This is a genomic window from Intrasporangium sp., assembly GCF_051961875.1.
Taxonomy (GTDB): domain Bacteria; phylum Actinomycetota; class Actinomycetes; order Actinomycetales; family Dermatophilaceae; genus Intrasporangium_A.
Genome location: NZ_JBQCCV010000125.1, coordinates 38,015 through 52,700, shown reverse-complemented (window position 1 = coordinate 52,700; position 14,686 = coordinate 38,015). Strand labels below are relative to the sequence as shown.

The 14,686-nt window shown below is 71.6% G+C and carries 13 protein-coding genes; 5 read left to right on the top strand and 8 right to left on the bottom strand.

Annotated features, from left to right (window positions below):
* Positions 1-52 precede the first annotated feature (52 nt).
* From ACTHJJ_RS07355 to ACTHJJ_RS07335, 5 genes are all read left to right on the top strand, one after another.
* Complete coding sequence (locus tag ACTHJJ_RS07355; protein WP_440302285.1) at positions 53-637, top strand: DUF3000 domain-containing protein; 585 nt, start codon at positions 53-55, stop codon at positions 635-637.
* Entirely contained in the window at positions 634-1,890 is a 1,257-nt protein-coding gene (locus tag ACTHJJ_RS07350; RefSeq protein ID WP_440302284.1) for an HRDC domain-containing protein, read from the top strand. The genes ACTHJJ_RS07355 and ACTHJJ_RS07350 overlap by 4 nt, the downstream gene beginning before the upstream one ends.
* Positions 1,891-1,941: 51 nt before the next feature.
* The gene (locus tag ACTHJJ_RS07345) at positions 1,942-3,474 is read left to right on the top strand and encodes a helix-turn-helix domain-containing protein (protein ID WP_440302283.1); all 1,533 of its coding nucleotides are present in this window, start codon (positions 1,942-1,944) and stop codon (positions 3,472-3,474) included.
* A gap of 306 nt (positions 3,475-3,780) precedes the next feature.
* Positions 3,781-4,569, top strand: coding sequence for a 3-hydroxybutyrate dehydrogenase (locus tag ACTHJJ_RS07340; RefSeq protein WP_440302282.1), 789 nt, complete (start codon positions 3,781-3,783; stop codon positions 4,567-4,569).
* A gap of 59 nt (positions 4,570-4,628) precedes the next feature.
* Positions 4,629-6,464: a helix-turn-helix domain-containing protein gene (locus ACTHJJ_RS07335; protein WP_440302281.1), complete on the top strand. Its 1,836-nt coding sequence runs from the start codon at positions 4,629-4,631 to the stop codon at positions 6,462-6,464.
* Here ACTHJJ_RS07335 and ACTHJJ_RS07330 read toward each other — a convergent pair.
* From ACTHJJ_RS07330 to ACTHJJ_RS07295, 8 genes are all read right to left on the bottom strand, one after another.
* Positions 6,451-7,389 (bottom strand): alpha/beta fold hydrolase, encoded by a 939-nt coding sequence (locus tag ACTHJJ_RS07330; RefSeq protein ID WP_440302280.1) that lies wholly within the window; start codon positions 7,387-7,389, stop codon positions 6,451-6,453. The two genes, ACTHJJ_RS07335 and ACTHJJ_RS07330, sit on opposite strands and share 14 nt — an antisense overlap.
* Positions 7,389-8,510, bottom strand: a complete 1,122-nt coding sequence (locus tag ACTHJJ_RS07325) for a branched-chain amino acid ABC transporter permease (protein ID WP_440302279.1) — start codon at positions 8,508-8,510, stop codon at positions 7,389-7,391. The genes ACTHJJ_RS07330 and ACTHJJ_RS07325 overlap by 1 nt, the downstream gene beginning before the upstream one ends.
* Positions 8,511-8,578: 68 nt before the next feature.
* A complete protein-coding gene (locus tag ACTHJJ_RS07320; RefSeq protein WP_440302278.1) occupies positions 8,579-9,466 on the bottom strand; it encodes a branched-chain amino acid ABC transporter permease in 888 nt (295 codons plus the stop codon).
* Positions 9,463-10,191 (bottom strand): ABC transporter ATP-binding protein, encoded by a 729-nt coding sequence (locus tag ACTHJJ_RS07315; RefSeq protein ID WP_440302277.1) that lies wholly within the window; start codon positions 10,189-10,191, stop codon positions 9,463-9,465. Before ACTHJJ_RS07315 ends, ACTHJJ_RS07320 begins: the two co-directional genes overlap by 4 nt.
* The gene (locus tag ACTHJJ_RS07310; protein WP_440302276.1) at positions 10,188-10,922 is read right to left on the bottom strand and encodes an ABC transporter ATP-binding protein; all 735 of its coding nucleotides are present in this window, start codon (positions 10,920-10,922) and stop codon (positions 10,188-10,190) included. Before ACTHJJ_RS07310 ends, ACTHJJ_RS07315 begins: the two co-directional genes overlap by 4 nt.
* Positions 10,919-12,139 carry a substrate-binding domain-containing protein gene (locus ACTHJJ_RS07305; protein ID WP_440302275.1) on the bottom strand — a complete coding sequence of 407 codons (1,221 nt, stop codon included), beginning with the start codon at positions 12,137-12,139 and terminating at the stop codon, positions 10,919-10,921. Before ACTHJJ_RS07305 ends, ACTHJJ_RS07310 begins: the two co-directional genes overlap by 4 nt.
* A 188-nt stretch (positions 12,140-12,327) precedes the next feature.
* The gene (gene dxs / locus ACTHJJ_RS07300) at positions 12,328-14,196 is read right to left on the bottom strand and encodes a 1-deoxy-D-xylulose-5-phosphate synthase (RefSeq protein WP_440302361.1); all 1,869 of its coding nucleotides are present in this window, start codon (positions 14,194-14,196) and stop codon (positions 12,328-12,330) included.
* 109 nt (positions 14,197-14,305) lie between these two features.
* A complete protein-coding gene (locus ACTHJJ_RS07295) occupies positions 14,306-14,674 on the bottom strand; it encodes a hypothetical protein (RefSeq protein WP_440302274.1) in 369 nt (122 codons plus the stop codon).
* Positions 14,675-14,686: the final 12 nt, after the last annotated feature.

Genomic DNA, 14,686 nt, shown 5'->3' with positions numbered 1-14,686 from the left:
CGCTCGGCGTGGCCTCCGGACAGAACCGAGGTGCGCGGCATACCCTCGTCAGGTGCACACGAGGACGCTGCCGGGCGCGCACGGCGCGGATTTCGCGAGGGTGCTGGCCGCCCTCCGCGATGTGCGGCTGCGTCCCGAGGTGCGGCTCACCGAGGTTCCGGCGCCCAGCCGGATCGCCCCGCATGCGGCGGCGCTGACCGGCGACGTGCTCGACCCGACCGACCCCGAGGGCGAGCTCGCGACCGGGCGCTTCGTCCTGCTCCACGACCCGTCCTTTCCGGACGCCTGGGACGGGGCCTGGCGGATCGTCACGTTCGCCCGTGCGGAGCTCGAGCCCGAGCTCGCCTCCGACCCGATGCTCGGTGCCGTCGGCTGGTCCTGGCTCGTCGACGGTCTCCAAGGACGCGGCCTGCACTGGACCGCCGAGGCCGGCACGGTGACCCGCGTGGTGAGCGAGGGTTTCGGCGGTCTCGCGGACCGGGGCGCCAGCGTCGAGATGGAGATCCGCGCCTCGTGGACCCCCACGGACGAGGCGCTCACCGACCACCTGCGCGCATGGGGCGACATGCTCTGCACGATCGCCGGCATCCCCCCACTGCCCGACGGCGTCGTCCCGTTGCCGGGCCCGCGCCGGTGAGTGGCGCCGACCAGCCGACGGGCGTCTCGGAGCAGCTCGAGCTGCGCGCCGCTCCCGTCGAGGGGGTCCCCGACATCGTCTCCGACCCGTCCGGGCTTTCCGAGGCTGCCGACGCGGTGCGCTGCGGGCGCGGCCCCATCGGGCTCGACGCCGAACGGGCCTCCGGCTACCGCTACGGCCAGCACGCCTACCTCGTGCAGCTGCGCCGCAAGGGGTCGGGGACCTGGCTCATCGACCCCGTCGCCTGCCCCGACCTCACCGTCGTCGATGCCGCGATCGGGGACGGCGAGTGGATCCTCCATGCCGCGACCCAGGACCTCGTGTGCCTCGCCGAGGTCGGGCTGCGGCCCCGGCTGCTCTTCGATACCGAGCTCGGCGGGCGCCTCGCGGGCCTGCCCCGCGTCGGGCTCGGCGCCATGGTGGAGCACTACCTCGGCTTCCGCCTCGCCAAGGAGCACAGCGCGGTCGACTGGAGCTCACGGCCACTGCCCGAGCCGTGGTTGCGGTATGCCGCCCTCGACGTCGAGGTGCTCGGTGACCTTCGCGACGCCGTAGCGGAGGACCTCGAGCGGCAGGGCAAGCTTGGCTGGGCTCGGCAGGAGTTCTCCCACCTGCTCTCCTTCACGGGTCCGGAGCCCCGAGTGGACCCGTGGCGGCGCACTTCTGGAGTGCACAAGGTGCGCACCCGGCGCGGCCTCGCGATCGTCCGAGAGCTGTGGCAGGACCGCGACGCCCTGGCGCAGCGCCGCGACGTGTCCCCCGGGCGGATCCTGCCGGACGCCGCCATCGCGGAGCTCGCGCTCGAGCACCAACGCGACACCCGACCGCCCCTCGCCGTGGCGTCGAAGGAGCCGCGTCTCGCGCGGTCGATCCGCCGCAACGAGGACCTGATCGTCGACGCCATCCGGGCCGCCTTCGCGCTCCGCGAGGACGAGCTGCCGCAGCTCAACCTGCCGCACACCGGTCCACCACCACCTCGGTCCTGGGCAGACCGCGACCCGATCGCGGCGGCGCGGCTCGCGCGGTCCCGTGAGCTCATCGGTGCGGTGTCGGAGGAGCTCGCCGTCCCGGTCGAGAACCTCCTGACGCCTGAGCTGCTGCGCCGGTACCTCTGGGAGGCGCCGCCCGCGCCCACGACCGAGGAGGTCGCCCAGGCGCTCCGGACAGCGGGCGCCCGGGAGTGGCAGGTTACGATCACTGCGCCGCTCATCGCCCTCGCCAGCAACGAGAACCCCGTCCCGCACGCCGGCTGAGCACCCGCCCGTCGACTCGCTGGTAACTCATATATGAGTTACTCTTCCCCCGTGCCACATCAGCGTTATCTGAAACGGATCGGCGGCCTCATCCGGGACGCCCGACGCCACAAGGGCCTCACCCAGGCCGAGCTCGCCGAGCTGCTCGGCACGTCTCAGAGTGCGGTGACCCGCATCGAGGCCGGCAAGCAGAACATGAGCCTCGAGATGCTCGCGCGGATCGGTGACGCGCTCGACTCCGAGTTCGTCTCGGTCGGCTACCCAGGAGCGCAGCACCTTCGCATCGTCGGTGGCCGCAAGCTCTCGGGCTCGATCGACGTCAAGACCTCGAAGAACGCGGCAGTGGCCCTGCTCTGCGCCGCGCTGCTCAACCGGGGTCGCACCACGCTGCGCAACCTCGCCCGGATCGAGGAGGTCAACCGGATCCTCGAGGTCCTCGCCTCGATCGGTGTGCGCACCCGGTGGCTGCCGGACAGCAACGACCTCGAGATCGTGCCGCCCGAGCACCTCGACCTCGAGGCCATCGACGTCGACGCGGCCCGCCGGACCCGCACGGTCATCATGTTCCTCGGGCCGCTCCTGCACGAGCACCCGAGCTTCAAGCTGCCGTACGCCGGGGGCTGTGACCTCGGCACCCGCACGGTGGAGCCGCACCTCGCGGCGCTCCGGTACTTCGGGCTCCACGTGACGGCGACCCACGGCGCCTACGAGGCCACCTGCGATCCCTCGGTCCGCCCGACCCGCCCGATCATCCTCACCGAGCGCGGCGACACGGTCACCGAGAACGTCCTCATGGCCGCCGCCCGCAACCCCGGCACCACGATCATCCGCAACGCGAGCCCCAACTACATGGTCCAGGACCTGTGCTTCTTCCTGGAGAGGCTCGGCGTCACCATCGAGGGCATCGGGACGACGACGCTCACCGTCACCGGCGTCGCCGACATCGACGTCGACGTCGAGTACTCCCCCAGCGAGGACCCGATCGAGGCGATGAGCCTCATCGCCGCGGCCGTCGTCACCGACTCCGAGATCACCATCGAGCGGGTCCCGATCGAGTTCATCGAGATCGAGCTGGCGACCCTCGAGGGCATGGGGATGAAGTACCGGATCTCGGACGAGTACCGGTCGGCCAACGGCCGCACCCGTCTCGTCGACGTGACCACGATCCCGGGCCCGCTGCACGCACCGACCGACAAGATCCACCCGATGCCGTTCCCAGGCCTCAACATCGACAACCTGCCGTTCTTCGCCCTCATCGGGGCGGTGGCGCAGGGATCGACGATGATCCACGACTGGGTCTACGAGAACCGTGCCATCTACCTCACCGAGCTGACCAAGCTCGGGGCGCGCGTCCAGCTGCTCGACCCGCACCGCGTCATCGTCGAGGGGCCCACGCGCTGGCGGGCCGCCGAGGTGGGCTGTCCGCCGGCGCTGCGCCCGGCCGTCGTGATCCTCCTCGCCATGCTCGCGACACCGGGCACGTCGGTGCTCCGAAACGTCTACGTGATCAACCGGGGCTACGAGGACCTGGCCGAGCGCCTTAATGCGCTGGGCGCGACGGTCGAGGTCTTCCGCGACATCTGACGAGGATGCAGCGGAGGTTGGGGGCCGAGCTTGCTCCGTGCTGACGAAGATGTAGCGGAGGTAGGGGGCCGAGCTTGCGAGGCGCCCGGCCGCAGCGGAGTCGAGGAAGCGCGGCAAGGGGAGGCGCCCGGCCGCAGCGGAGTCGAGGAAGTGTCGCCGAAGGCGCGACATCTGACGAGGATGCAGCGGAGGTTGGGGGCCTTGGTTCCGCCTCGTCCTGAGAGGCGTGACCGCCCACATGGATCCGGTCGGAATGTGTCGGGTCACCACATGAGCACGGGGTCTGGCCGTCCTTAGTCTTCCCGCATGGCCGACGCCCCCCTCTCCGCACACCTACCCGCGCTCGACACGGTCGACCTTCGCAACCGGACCGCGTTGGTGACGGGCGCGGCGAGCGGCATCGGTGCGGCCATCGCCACGGCCCTCGCGCACGCCGGCGCCCGGGTCCACGCCGTCGACCTCGACGCGGCCGGTCTCGAAGCGCTCACGCGCGAACCAGGCATCGAGCCGGTCGTCGCGGACCTGTCAGACCTCGACGGCCTCGGCGCCCTGCCGACCGACATCGACATCCTCGTCAACAACGCGGGCATCCAGCACGTGTCCCCGATCCAGGACTTCCCGCTCGAGAAGTTCGACTTCATCATCGCCCTGATGCTCGCCTCGCCGTTCCGGCTCATCCGGCAGTCGCTCCCCCACATGTACGCGCGAGGGTGGGGCCGGGTCATCAACGTCTCCAGCGTCCACGGGCTGCGGGCGAGCGAGTTCAAGTCGGCCTACGTGACCGCCAAGCACGGACTCGAGGGCCTGTCCAAGGTCACCGCGCTCGAGGGTGCGGCCCACGGGGTGACGTCCAACTGCGTCAACCCCGCCTACGTCCGGACACCGCTCGTCGAGAAGCAGATCCACGACCAGGCAGTCACGCACGGCATCCCGGAGTCCGAGGTCGTGGAGACCGTCATGCTCTCCCCCGTTGCCGTCAAGCGGCTGGTCGAGCCGAGCGAGGTCGCCGCCCTCAGCCTCTTCCTGTGCGGGCCTGCGGCAGCGTCCGTGACGGGCTCATCGTTCACGATGGACGGCGGCTGGACCGCCCACTGATGCCGGACGGACCCGACCACACGCGCCCCGTGACCCCGGGCCCTCCTAGGATCGGCACCGTGCCGGACGCTGAGGAACGAGACCAGCTGCTGCATCTGCTGGACCTCGTCGCCTCCGGTGCCTCGGTCGGTGACGTCGTCGCAGCTCCCGCCCCGACGAGGGCCCGTGAGCTGGCGCTGCGGATCACCCACGAGCGCGACGCACACCTCGACCGTGAAGCCGCACTGTCGGCCCTGCTCGACATCGCCCGCGAGCTGGCGACCGAGAGCGACCCCGCCGGGGTCCTCGACGCGATCGTCCGTCGCGCCCGGATCCTCATGCGGACCGACCTCGCCTACCTCACGCTCTACGATCCGGAGCGCGGCGACACCTTCATGCGAGCCACCGACGGCTCGATCTCGGCACGGTTCCAGGCGCTCCGCCTCGCCCTCGGGGACGGCCTCGGCGGTCTCGTCGCCTCGACGCACAAGCCGTACTGGACGGCCGACTACACGAACGACGAGCGCTTCGCCCACACGGCCAGCATCGACTCCGGCGTGGGCGACGAGGGCATCATCGCGATCTGCGGCACCCCGCTCATCGTCGAGTCGCACTTCGTCGGGGTCCTCTTCGCCGCAAACCGTTCCCCCCGCCCGTTCACCCGCGAGGAGGTCGCCCTCCTCGGCAGCCTCGCCACGCTGGCCGCCGTGACCCTCGTGCAGACCCGCGCCCGGGCGGACGCGGAGCAGGCCGTGAAGGCCCTGTCCCAAGCACACGAGACGGTCCGGCAGTATGCCGCCGGTGTCGAGAAGGCTGCGGCGGCCCACGACCGCTTCGCCTCCCTCGTCCTCGAGGGAGGCGGCGTGGATGGCATCACGAAGTCGCTGTCCGAGCTGCTGGGCGGCTGGGCGGTGCTCGCCGACGAGACCGGCGAACGGCGCAGCCAGTCCGGGCCGGTCCCCGAGGACCTCGGCGTGCCGACCGAGGAGGCCTGGGGCACGGGGCGGCTCTTCGAGGTCGACGGCGTCTATGTCGCTCCGGTGAGCGCAATGCGCGACCGGCTCGGCACGCTCCTTGTCGGCGGCGTCGAGTCACTGAGCGATCCGGACCGTCGCACCGTGGAGCGCGCCGCGGTCGTCACGGCACTCGTCCTGCTCTTCGAGCGCGCGGCGGCCGACTCACGTCAGCAGGAGCGCAACCGCCTTGTCTCCGACCTCGTCAGCCCCCGCGGGACGGTCGACGACCGGGTCTCTCTGGCGCGGTCGGCCGGCTTCGACCCGCACCGCCCCTTCTGCCTCCTCGTGGTCCGCGGGGATGTCGGCACGACGACGCGCAGCCTCCTGCTCTCGACGAGCACCCTGGCCGGCGAGGACGCCCTCGTCGGAGCCCACGACGGGGCGGTCGTGGCCCTGGTGCCCGGTGAGGACCCCGATGCTCTGGCGAAGTCGATGGCGGCCCTGCTGAGCCGTCGTTCGGAGACCACGGTGGCGGGCGTGGGGCCGATCACCGGCGTCACGGCCGTCCCGGAGGCGCATGCCGAGGGCGTCCGGACAGTCCGGGCGCTCCTCGCGCTGGGACGCCGGGGCATGGGTGGCGCGGCGACGGAGCTCGGGTTCGCCGGGCTCATCGTGAGCTCCGAGCCGGACATCGGAGAGTACGTCGAGCGGGTGCTCGGCCCCATCGTGGACTACGACGAGCGCCGGGGGACGGACCTGCTCGGCACGCTCACGGCATACTTCGCGGCGGGTGCGAGCCCGCGCCATGCGGCCGGGCAGCTGCACGTGCACGTCAACACGGTCTCCCAGCGGCTGGAGCGGATCTCGGCGCTGCTCGGGGACACCTGGCAGCGGCCCGACCGCGCCCTCGAGATCCAGCTCGCCCTCCGCCTGCGGGACCTGCTCCTCACGCCTCGCTGAGGGGCGGGACGGCCGCGAGCCGGCGGTCGATCGCGTCCGCGATCGCGGTCACGCCGGGCTCTTCCAGGATGACCGTGTAGTGGTTCGCGTCGACGTCCTGCACGGTGACCTCGTCCGGCACGCCGAGGGCAGCGAGGCGGTCCTTGTCGTAGAGGCCCTGGGCCTCGTCGAGCAGTCCGCGGTGGGCCCAGACGAAGTCCATGCCGGTGCCGTCCGCGGCGGCGCGTGCCACGGCACCGTGGGTCTCGGCGTCGGTGAGGACGTCGGCGCCGTCGGCCCGGACCGCCTCGATGACGCAGCTGCTGCGCCACTGCCCGTCGGCGGGCACGAGGTCGTGCTCGAGATAGGCGCGCAGGGCGTCCCCCGCCGGGCCGTGCAGCGCCGGCCCGAGCGCGGGGTGCTCGCTCCAGAACTCGACGTATGCCGCGGGGCTGGCAAACCGCATCGACAACCGGTCCATAGCCGGGCCGATGACGGCCTTGAGGGCCGCGTCGATGTCGAGCCCCTCGGGGGCCGGGAAGGCGAGGCCGCCGTCGACGAGGACGGCTCCCGCGAAGCGATCGGGATGGGTGGCGACGGCGAGCCCGGCGATGAAGGCGCCCATCGAGTGCCCGACGAGCACGGGCTGGGCCCCGAAGATGGAGGCGATCGTGGCGAGGTCGGCCACGTGCGTCTGCAGCCCATAGGGACCGGCCGCCGCGGCGCTCGCCGCCCGGCCTCGGAGGTCGGGCGCGAGGAAGCGCACCGCGGAGCCGTGGCGACGGTCGACCTCGTCGGCCACCTCACGCCAGGACAGGCCGTTGGCGGTGATGCCGTGCACGGCGAGCACGACCGGGGCGTCGTCGGCCGGTGTGCCGACGGTGAGGTCGTGGATCGCGACACTCCCGACGGGCAGTTCCATCACGAAGGCGGGTTCGGTGGTCATCAGGCACGTCCTTTCCGGAACAGACGGGCGCCCAGTCCGGCGAGGCCGGTCGGGGCGAAGTACACGACGACGACGAAGAAGATGCCGAGGATGAAGAGCGGCTGCGCCAGCACCCGTCCCACGACGTCGGGCAGCGACTGCAGCAGCGACGAGCCGCTCACCTCGACGAGCCGGGCATCCGCGTAGTGGTAGAGGAACCCGCCGAGGAGGGCGCCCCACGTGCGGCCCGCGCCGCCGAGGACGACCATGACGAGCAGGCCGAGGGTGAACTCGGTGGTCGTGAGGTGCGGGTTGGCGCCGCCGAGGACGAGTGCGTGCACGATGCCGCCCAGACCGCCGAGGAAGGCGCCGACGACGATCGCGAGCAGCTTGACCCGGTAGACCGGCAGCCCAAGGACGGCGGCGCGGCCCTCGTTCTCGCGGACGGCGGCCATGGCGTGACCGGCCCGGGACCGGACGAGGAGCGTGACGACGACGGCCGCGAACACGGCGAACGCGAGCGCGAGCCAGTAGCGGTAGGGCGCGTTGGCGACACCGACGAGCAGGTCCGGGATCGCGTGCCGGTTGAGGCTCTTGCCCTCCTCGCCGCCGGTCACCTCGCCCGGGTTGCGCAGGACGATGATCGAGGCCGCCTGCGCGAAGGCGAGGGTGACCATGGCGAAGGCGATACCACCGACGCGCAGTGCGACCGCGCCCACCACCAGGGCGAGGAGCGTGGTGAGCCCGAGCGCGACCGGGATCGAGGCCCACAGGGGCAGCGACCACGTCGAGAGCGCGATCGTCAGCAGGTAGCTGCCGGCCGCGACGAAGAGTGCGTGGCCGAAGCTGAGCAGCCCCGTCCGCCCGAAGATGACGTCGTAGCTGAGGGCGATGCCGGCCATGACGAGGCACGTGGCGAGCAGCTGCATCGACCCCGGGCCGTTGACCCGGCCGGGCAAGAGCCCGGGCAGCTCGGTCGGCACATAGGGCAGGTAGGCGAGGACCGCGACGATGACGACGGCCGGGAGCAGCCGGAGGACCAGTCGCCTCCTGTAGCTGTGCAGCGGGTGGCGCGCGGCGCCGCTCGTCGCGGTCTGGCCCGTCTCTGCCGTGCTGGAGAGGGTCGGGGAGCTCATGCTCATTGTCGCGCCCCTTCCGTGCGCTCCGGGCCTCACTCGTTCCTCGTTCGTGTCCTCCCTCCAGTCGGCGCTCATGCCATCGCCCCCTTCATGGCGCTGGGCCGCAGGAGCAGGACAAGGGCGAGCAGGAGGACGACGGACAGGTCGCCGACCCCGCTGGCGGCGTAGTAGTTCGCGAGCTGCTGGACCAGTCCCACCGCGACGGCCGCGACGGCGGTGCCGGGTAGCGATCCCATGCCGCCGATGACGACGACGATGAACGCGTAGATGAGCAACGAGCCACCCTGGGCGGGCGAGACGGTCCCGCTGTACTGCGAGTAGAGCAGGCCGGCGACACTTGCGGCGGCACCCCCGATCGCGAAGACGATGGTGAAGGTGCGTCGGACGTTGATGCCGAGCGCCTCAACCATGGTGCGGTTCTCCACGCCCGCGCGGATCACGAGGCCGAACTGAGTCAGGTGGAGCAGCGCGAGCAGCCCGAGGAACAGCGCGAGGGCGGCGAGGATGAAGACGAAGCGGTCGTTCGGGAGGCGGGCCCCGAACAGCTCCGTGGTCTGCGTCATCCACTGCGGCTTGGGCAGGGGCTTCGGGTCGGCTCCCCAGATGCCTTGGGCCGCAGCGATGCTGGCGAGGGAGAGCCCGACGGTGACGAGGACCTGCTGGATGTGGTGTCGGTAGAGCGGTCGGATGAGGACGACCTCGACGAGGAACCCGACGAGGGCGCCGACGAGGAGGGCGACGGCGATGGCGGCGGCGAGCCGCGCGGCGACAGCCGTCGACGCGGGCAGCAGCGAGGTCATCGTCCACCAGCCGGCGTAGGAGCCGGCCATCATGAACGCGCCGTGGGCGAAGTTGAGCACACCCATGAGGCCGTAGATGAGGCTGAGCCCGCTCGCGGCGAGGAAGTAGAGCGCCCCGAGGCCGAGCCCCGTGGCGACGAGCAGGAGCAGGTCGTTCACGCCGCGCCCTCCTTGCGCATGGAGACGCCGAGCAGCTCGCGGGTGCGCTCCGCATCGGCGATCAGGTCCGCGGCCGAGCCGCGGTGGACGACGCGGCCCGCGTCGAGGACGACGACGTCGTCGGCGATGCGCCGCACGAGCGGCAGGTTCTGCTCGACGAGCAGGATGGGCGTCGAGCGGGCGACCTCGGCGAGCACGTCGGCGACCTCGGTGACGAGCTTGGGCGCCAGGCCCTTGGTCGGCTCGTCGATCAGCAGCAGCCTGGTCGGCCGGAGCAGGACGCGGGCGAGCGCGACCATCTGCTGCTGGCCCCCGGAAAGGGTGCCGGCACGCTGGCCGCGGCGCTTCACGAGGTCCGGGAAGAGCCGTCGGACGGCCGGCGTGTCGATGCCGCGCTCGCGGTCGACGAGGCGCAGGTTCTCCTCGACAGTCAGGCCTGCGAAGACCTCCCGGTTCTCGGGGACGTAGCCGATGCCATCGCGCACGATGCGCGTCGTCGCCTGCTTCTGGATATCCGTGCCCGCCGCGACGATCCGTCCCGTGCGCGGTGCGAGGCCGAGGATCGCCTTGAGGGTGGTCGTCTTGCCGACGCCGTTGCGCCCGAGCAGCGCGGTGACGCCCGTCGACGCGACGTCGAACGAGACGCCCTGCAGGATGTGTGACCCGCCGTAGCGCACGTGGAGGTCCTCGACCCGCAGGATCGCGGCTGGCTTGTCTGTGCTCACAATGCCTCCCCGAGGTAGGCCTGCTGGACGCGCTCATCCGCGGTGACCTCGTCGGGCGACCCTGTCGCGAGGACCTGCCCGTGGTGCAGGACCGCGACCCGGTCGGCGAGGCCCAGGACGACGTGCATGTGGTGCTCGACCATCGCCACGGCGACCCCCCTGTCGCGGACCTCGCCGATGATGTCGGCCAGGCCGTCGACGTCCTCGGCCGAGACACCGGCCATGGGCTCGTCGAGAAGGAGGACCGAGGGGTCGGACGCGAGGGCCATGGCGAGCTCGAGCTTGCGCCGGTCCCCGTGCGAGAGGTCACGCGCGAGGGTGCCCGCGCGGCCCGGCATACGGACCCTTGTCAGGAGCGCGTCGATCTGCTCGGCCCCGTCACCCGCGGCGCGGCGGAAGGGCGAGAAGGGCCGCTCGCCGGACGCCTGGATGGCGAGGCGGACGTTCTCGCCGGCGGTGAGGCCGTCGAAGAGCGCCGACGTCTGGAACGAGCGGGCCAGCCCCATACGCGCGCGCTTCGTGGCGCTGGTCCTCGTGACGTCCCTGTCCCCCAGCGCGATTCGCCCCGTGGTCGGGCGGCGCACTCCGGAGAGGATGTTGACGAGGGAGGACTTGCCCGCCCCGTTCGGGCCGATGATGCCGAGCAGCTCACCGGCCCCGACGGACAGGCAGACGTCGTCGAGGATCCGCGCCCCGCCGACCCGCCAGCCGACTGCGGTTGCCTCGATCACTTGAACGGCGTGACCGGCGGGGCGACCGTGGCGGCGTCCAGCGTCTTGCCGAGGACGGGGACAACATTGTCGCCCTCCTTCTTGAGGCTGGCGGTGAACATCGGCTGGAGCAGGGCGTGGTCCTCCGCGCGGATCTCCATCTGCCCCTTGGGGCCCTCGAACTTCCAGCCCTCGAGGGCCGCCACCATCTTGTCGGCGTCGTCGCCGCTCGCCTCGAGCGCGTGGACGATCATCTGACCCGCGACGAAGCCGTCGTTGGTGAACAGGTCGACGGATGCGTTCTGCGCCTTCATGCCCTTGTCGAGCGCCTGGTAGACGGCGTTGTCGGCTGCGCCATCGAAGAAGTGGGAGAGGAAGTCGATCTTCGTTCCGGCCGCACCGAACAGTGGGTGGGTCGGCTTGATGTCGAGGCCGGTCACGACCTTCGTCGCGTCGAAGACTGCCTGCTGTTCGAGCGTCGTCCACATCGCCGTCGCGTTGGTGCCGGCCCAGGCCACGAACAGCAGGTCGGGCTTGGACTCCTTGATCTTCGTCGCGAACGGCGTGAAGTCGGTGGCGGCGGCCGGGACGGCGACGGAGTCGACCTTGCCGCCCTTGCCGCCGAGCACTGCCGTCACCGCGGCGATGTTGGCCTTGCCGAACGCGCTGTCCTGGGCCAGGACGGTGATCCTCTTCCCGCTGACGTCGCCCAGCATCGCGCCGGCTGTCGCGACGTCCTGCCAGGTCTGGCGGCCGGAGCGGAAGGTGTACTTGTTCGCGCCCGTGACGGCGTCGACGGCCGCGGGACCGGAGATGAAGAGCACCTTGTTGTCCGCGGCGATCGGTGCGACCTGGAGGGCGACGCCGGAGGCGGTGGAGCCGGCGATGATCTTGTTGCCCTTGCCGATCAGGTCGGTGGCGGCGGCGACGGCCTTGGCCGGGTCGCCCGCGTCGTCCTGCTCGCTGATCTCGATCTTGTGGCCGCCCACCGCGCCGGCGCCCTTGGTGGCGTAGTCGATGCCGACGGTGAGCGCCTGCCGGTACTGCTCACCGTAGGTGGCGAGCGGTCCGCTCTTCGAGTAGACGAGGCCGACCTTGTAGGGCTCGCCGGAGGCGGCCCCCTGGCCGCCCCCGGGCGTCTCGTTGGCGGCGCTGCCGGGCTGGCCGGGGCTGCCGCAGGCCGCGAGGGACAGGGTGATCAGGCTGCTCGCGAGGGCGAGGCTCCAACGCTTCGACACGGACGTCCTCCAGCTCCGGCCGGGTGCTCGCGCCCTTGCTGCAACGAGATTCCGTTGTCACCCAACCGCTGCCGGTGACCGTAGTTCCGGCCACTGGCGGTATCCGTAGTGGTGCACACCACAATGGCGGATCGCGCATGTGGGCCGCCTCCACGCCGGAGCGCCCCGCCCATCGGGGGGCGCCGGTGTCAGGAGAGCCGCCGCTGGAGGTCGGCGACGATGGCCTCGGCCGTGAGGCCGAGCTCCTCGAGCAGCTGGCCCCGGGAGGCGTGGTCGAGGAAACGCTTGGGGATGCCGTGCAGGTGGACCGGCACGTCGCGTCCCGACTCACGCAGCGCGTGGGTCACGGCGGCCCCCACTCCGCCGCTGACGAGGTTGTCCTCGATGACGGTCACGGCACCGGCATGCCCAGCGAGGTCGACGACCGAGGGGCTGACCGGCAGGACCCACCTCGGGTCGACGACGCGCACGGAGTGACCGAGCGCGGCGATCTTCTCCCCCACGTCGACGGCCAACCCGGCGAAGGCGCCCACTCCGACGACGAGAAGGTCGACGTCGTCCGTGCCGGTCTCGAAGAGGACGTCGACGTCGCCCTCCTGGCGGACGGCCCGGACCGGCTCGGCGACATCGCCCTTGGGGAAGCGGATCACGGTCGGGCCGTCGGTGACGGCGACCGCCTCGCGCAGCTGCTGCCGGACCTGGTCGCCGTCGCGGGGGGCTGCGAGCCGCAGCCCGGGGACGACCGACATCAGGGTCATGTCCCACATACCGTTGTGCGACGGGCCGTCGCTGCCGGTGATGCCGGCCCGGTCCAGCACGAACGTCACGCCGGCCCGATGCAGCGCGCAGTCCATCAGCATCTGGTCGAACGCGCGGTTGAGGAACGTCGCGTAGAGGGCCACCACGGGGTGCAGTCCGGTGTAGGCGAGTCCGGAGGCCATGGTCACGGCGTGCTGCTCGGCGATGCCGACGTCGAAGACCCGCTCGGGGTAGGCGGCGGCGAAGCCGTCCAGCCCGACGGGGATGAGCATCGCCGCGGTGAGCGCCACGAGGTCGTCCCGCTCGGCGCCGAGGCGCACCATCTCGTCGTTGAACTCATCGGTCCAGATCCGACCGGCGACCTCGAACGGCAGGCCCGTCTCGGGGTTGATCTTGCCGATGCCGTGCATGTGGTCGGCCATGTCGTCGAGCGCGGGCTGGTAGCCGCGGCCCTTCTGGGTGATGACGTGGACGATGACGGGGCCGCCGAACTCACGTGCCTGGCGCAGCGCCCGCTCGACGGCCTGCTCGTCATGCCCGTCGACCGGCCCGTAGTACTTGAGGCCGAGGTCTTCGAACATGCCCTGCGGGGCGACGATGTCCTTGAGCCCCTTCTTGACCCCGTGGAGGGTGTCGAACACCGCATCGCCGACGAGAGGGGTGCGCGCGAGCGAGCGCTTGCCCCACGCGAGGACCCGCTCGTAGCCGCGGGTCGTCCGCAGCGTCGCGAGGTGCTCGGCGAGCCCACCGATCGTCGGGGCATAGGAACGCTCGTTGTCGTTGACGACGACGACGAGCGGGAGGTCCTTGTCCACGGCGATGTTGTTCATCGCCTCCCACGCCATCCCGCCGGTCAGGGCCCCGTCGCCGATCACCGCCACCGTGTGCCGGCCGCGCTCGCCGCGCAGCCGCCTTCCCTTCGCGATGCCGTCAGCCCAGGAGAGGGCGGTCGACGCGTGTGAGTTCTCGACGATGTCGTGCTCGGACTCCGCCCGGCTCGGGTAGCCGGAGAGCCCTCCCTGCTTCTTCAGCTTGCTGAAGTCGTGCCGGCCGGTGAGCAGCTTGTGCACGTAGGACTGGTGGCCGGTGTCGAAGACGATCGCATCGCGCGGCGAGTCGAACACCCGGTGCAGCGCGATGGTGAGCTCGACGACCCCCAGGTTGGGTCCGAGATGGCCCCCGGTCTTGCTCACCTCGCCCACCAGGAACGCCCGGATCTCCTCGGCCAGCTCCGGCATCCGCTCCGCGGGCAGGGCCCGCAGGTCCGCCGGGCCGGTGATCGTCTCCAGCAGGCTCACGCTGTGCGTCGTCCTCTCGTGCATGTCATCGGTCGAGTCTACGGCGTCCCCCATCCGCCCCGGGGGTCACACCGTATGCCGCTCAGCCGGGAGCCGCGTGACCCACCGGTCACAGGCGGGGTGCGAACACCTTGCCCTCCAGCGCCTCGAGGAGCAGCCGGACCGACCGCGACGCAGCGAGCAGCCGGATCCCCTCGGCCTCGATCTGCGACATCACCTCGGGCAGCGCCTCGGGCGGCAGGTGCGGACCGAGCGCGACCCGGGCCTCCCGCCACGCCACGCGCATCGCCTCGACCTGGCCGTCGAGGTGCTTGCCCGCCAGCCACGCCAGGGCGATCGGGTGACGCCGCCAGGCATCGTGAGCGCGGTAGTCGGGCGGGCACTGGTCGAGCAGCCAGAGGACGGCCCGGTGCTCCCACCCCGGGGTGTGGGCCGGGGGGACGCCCTCGGGCCAGCCGGGAGGGACGTGGGCGGTCATGCCACCAGTGTC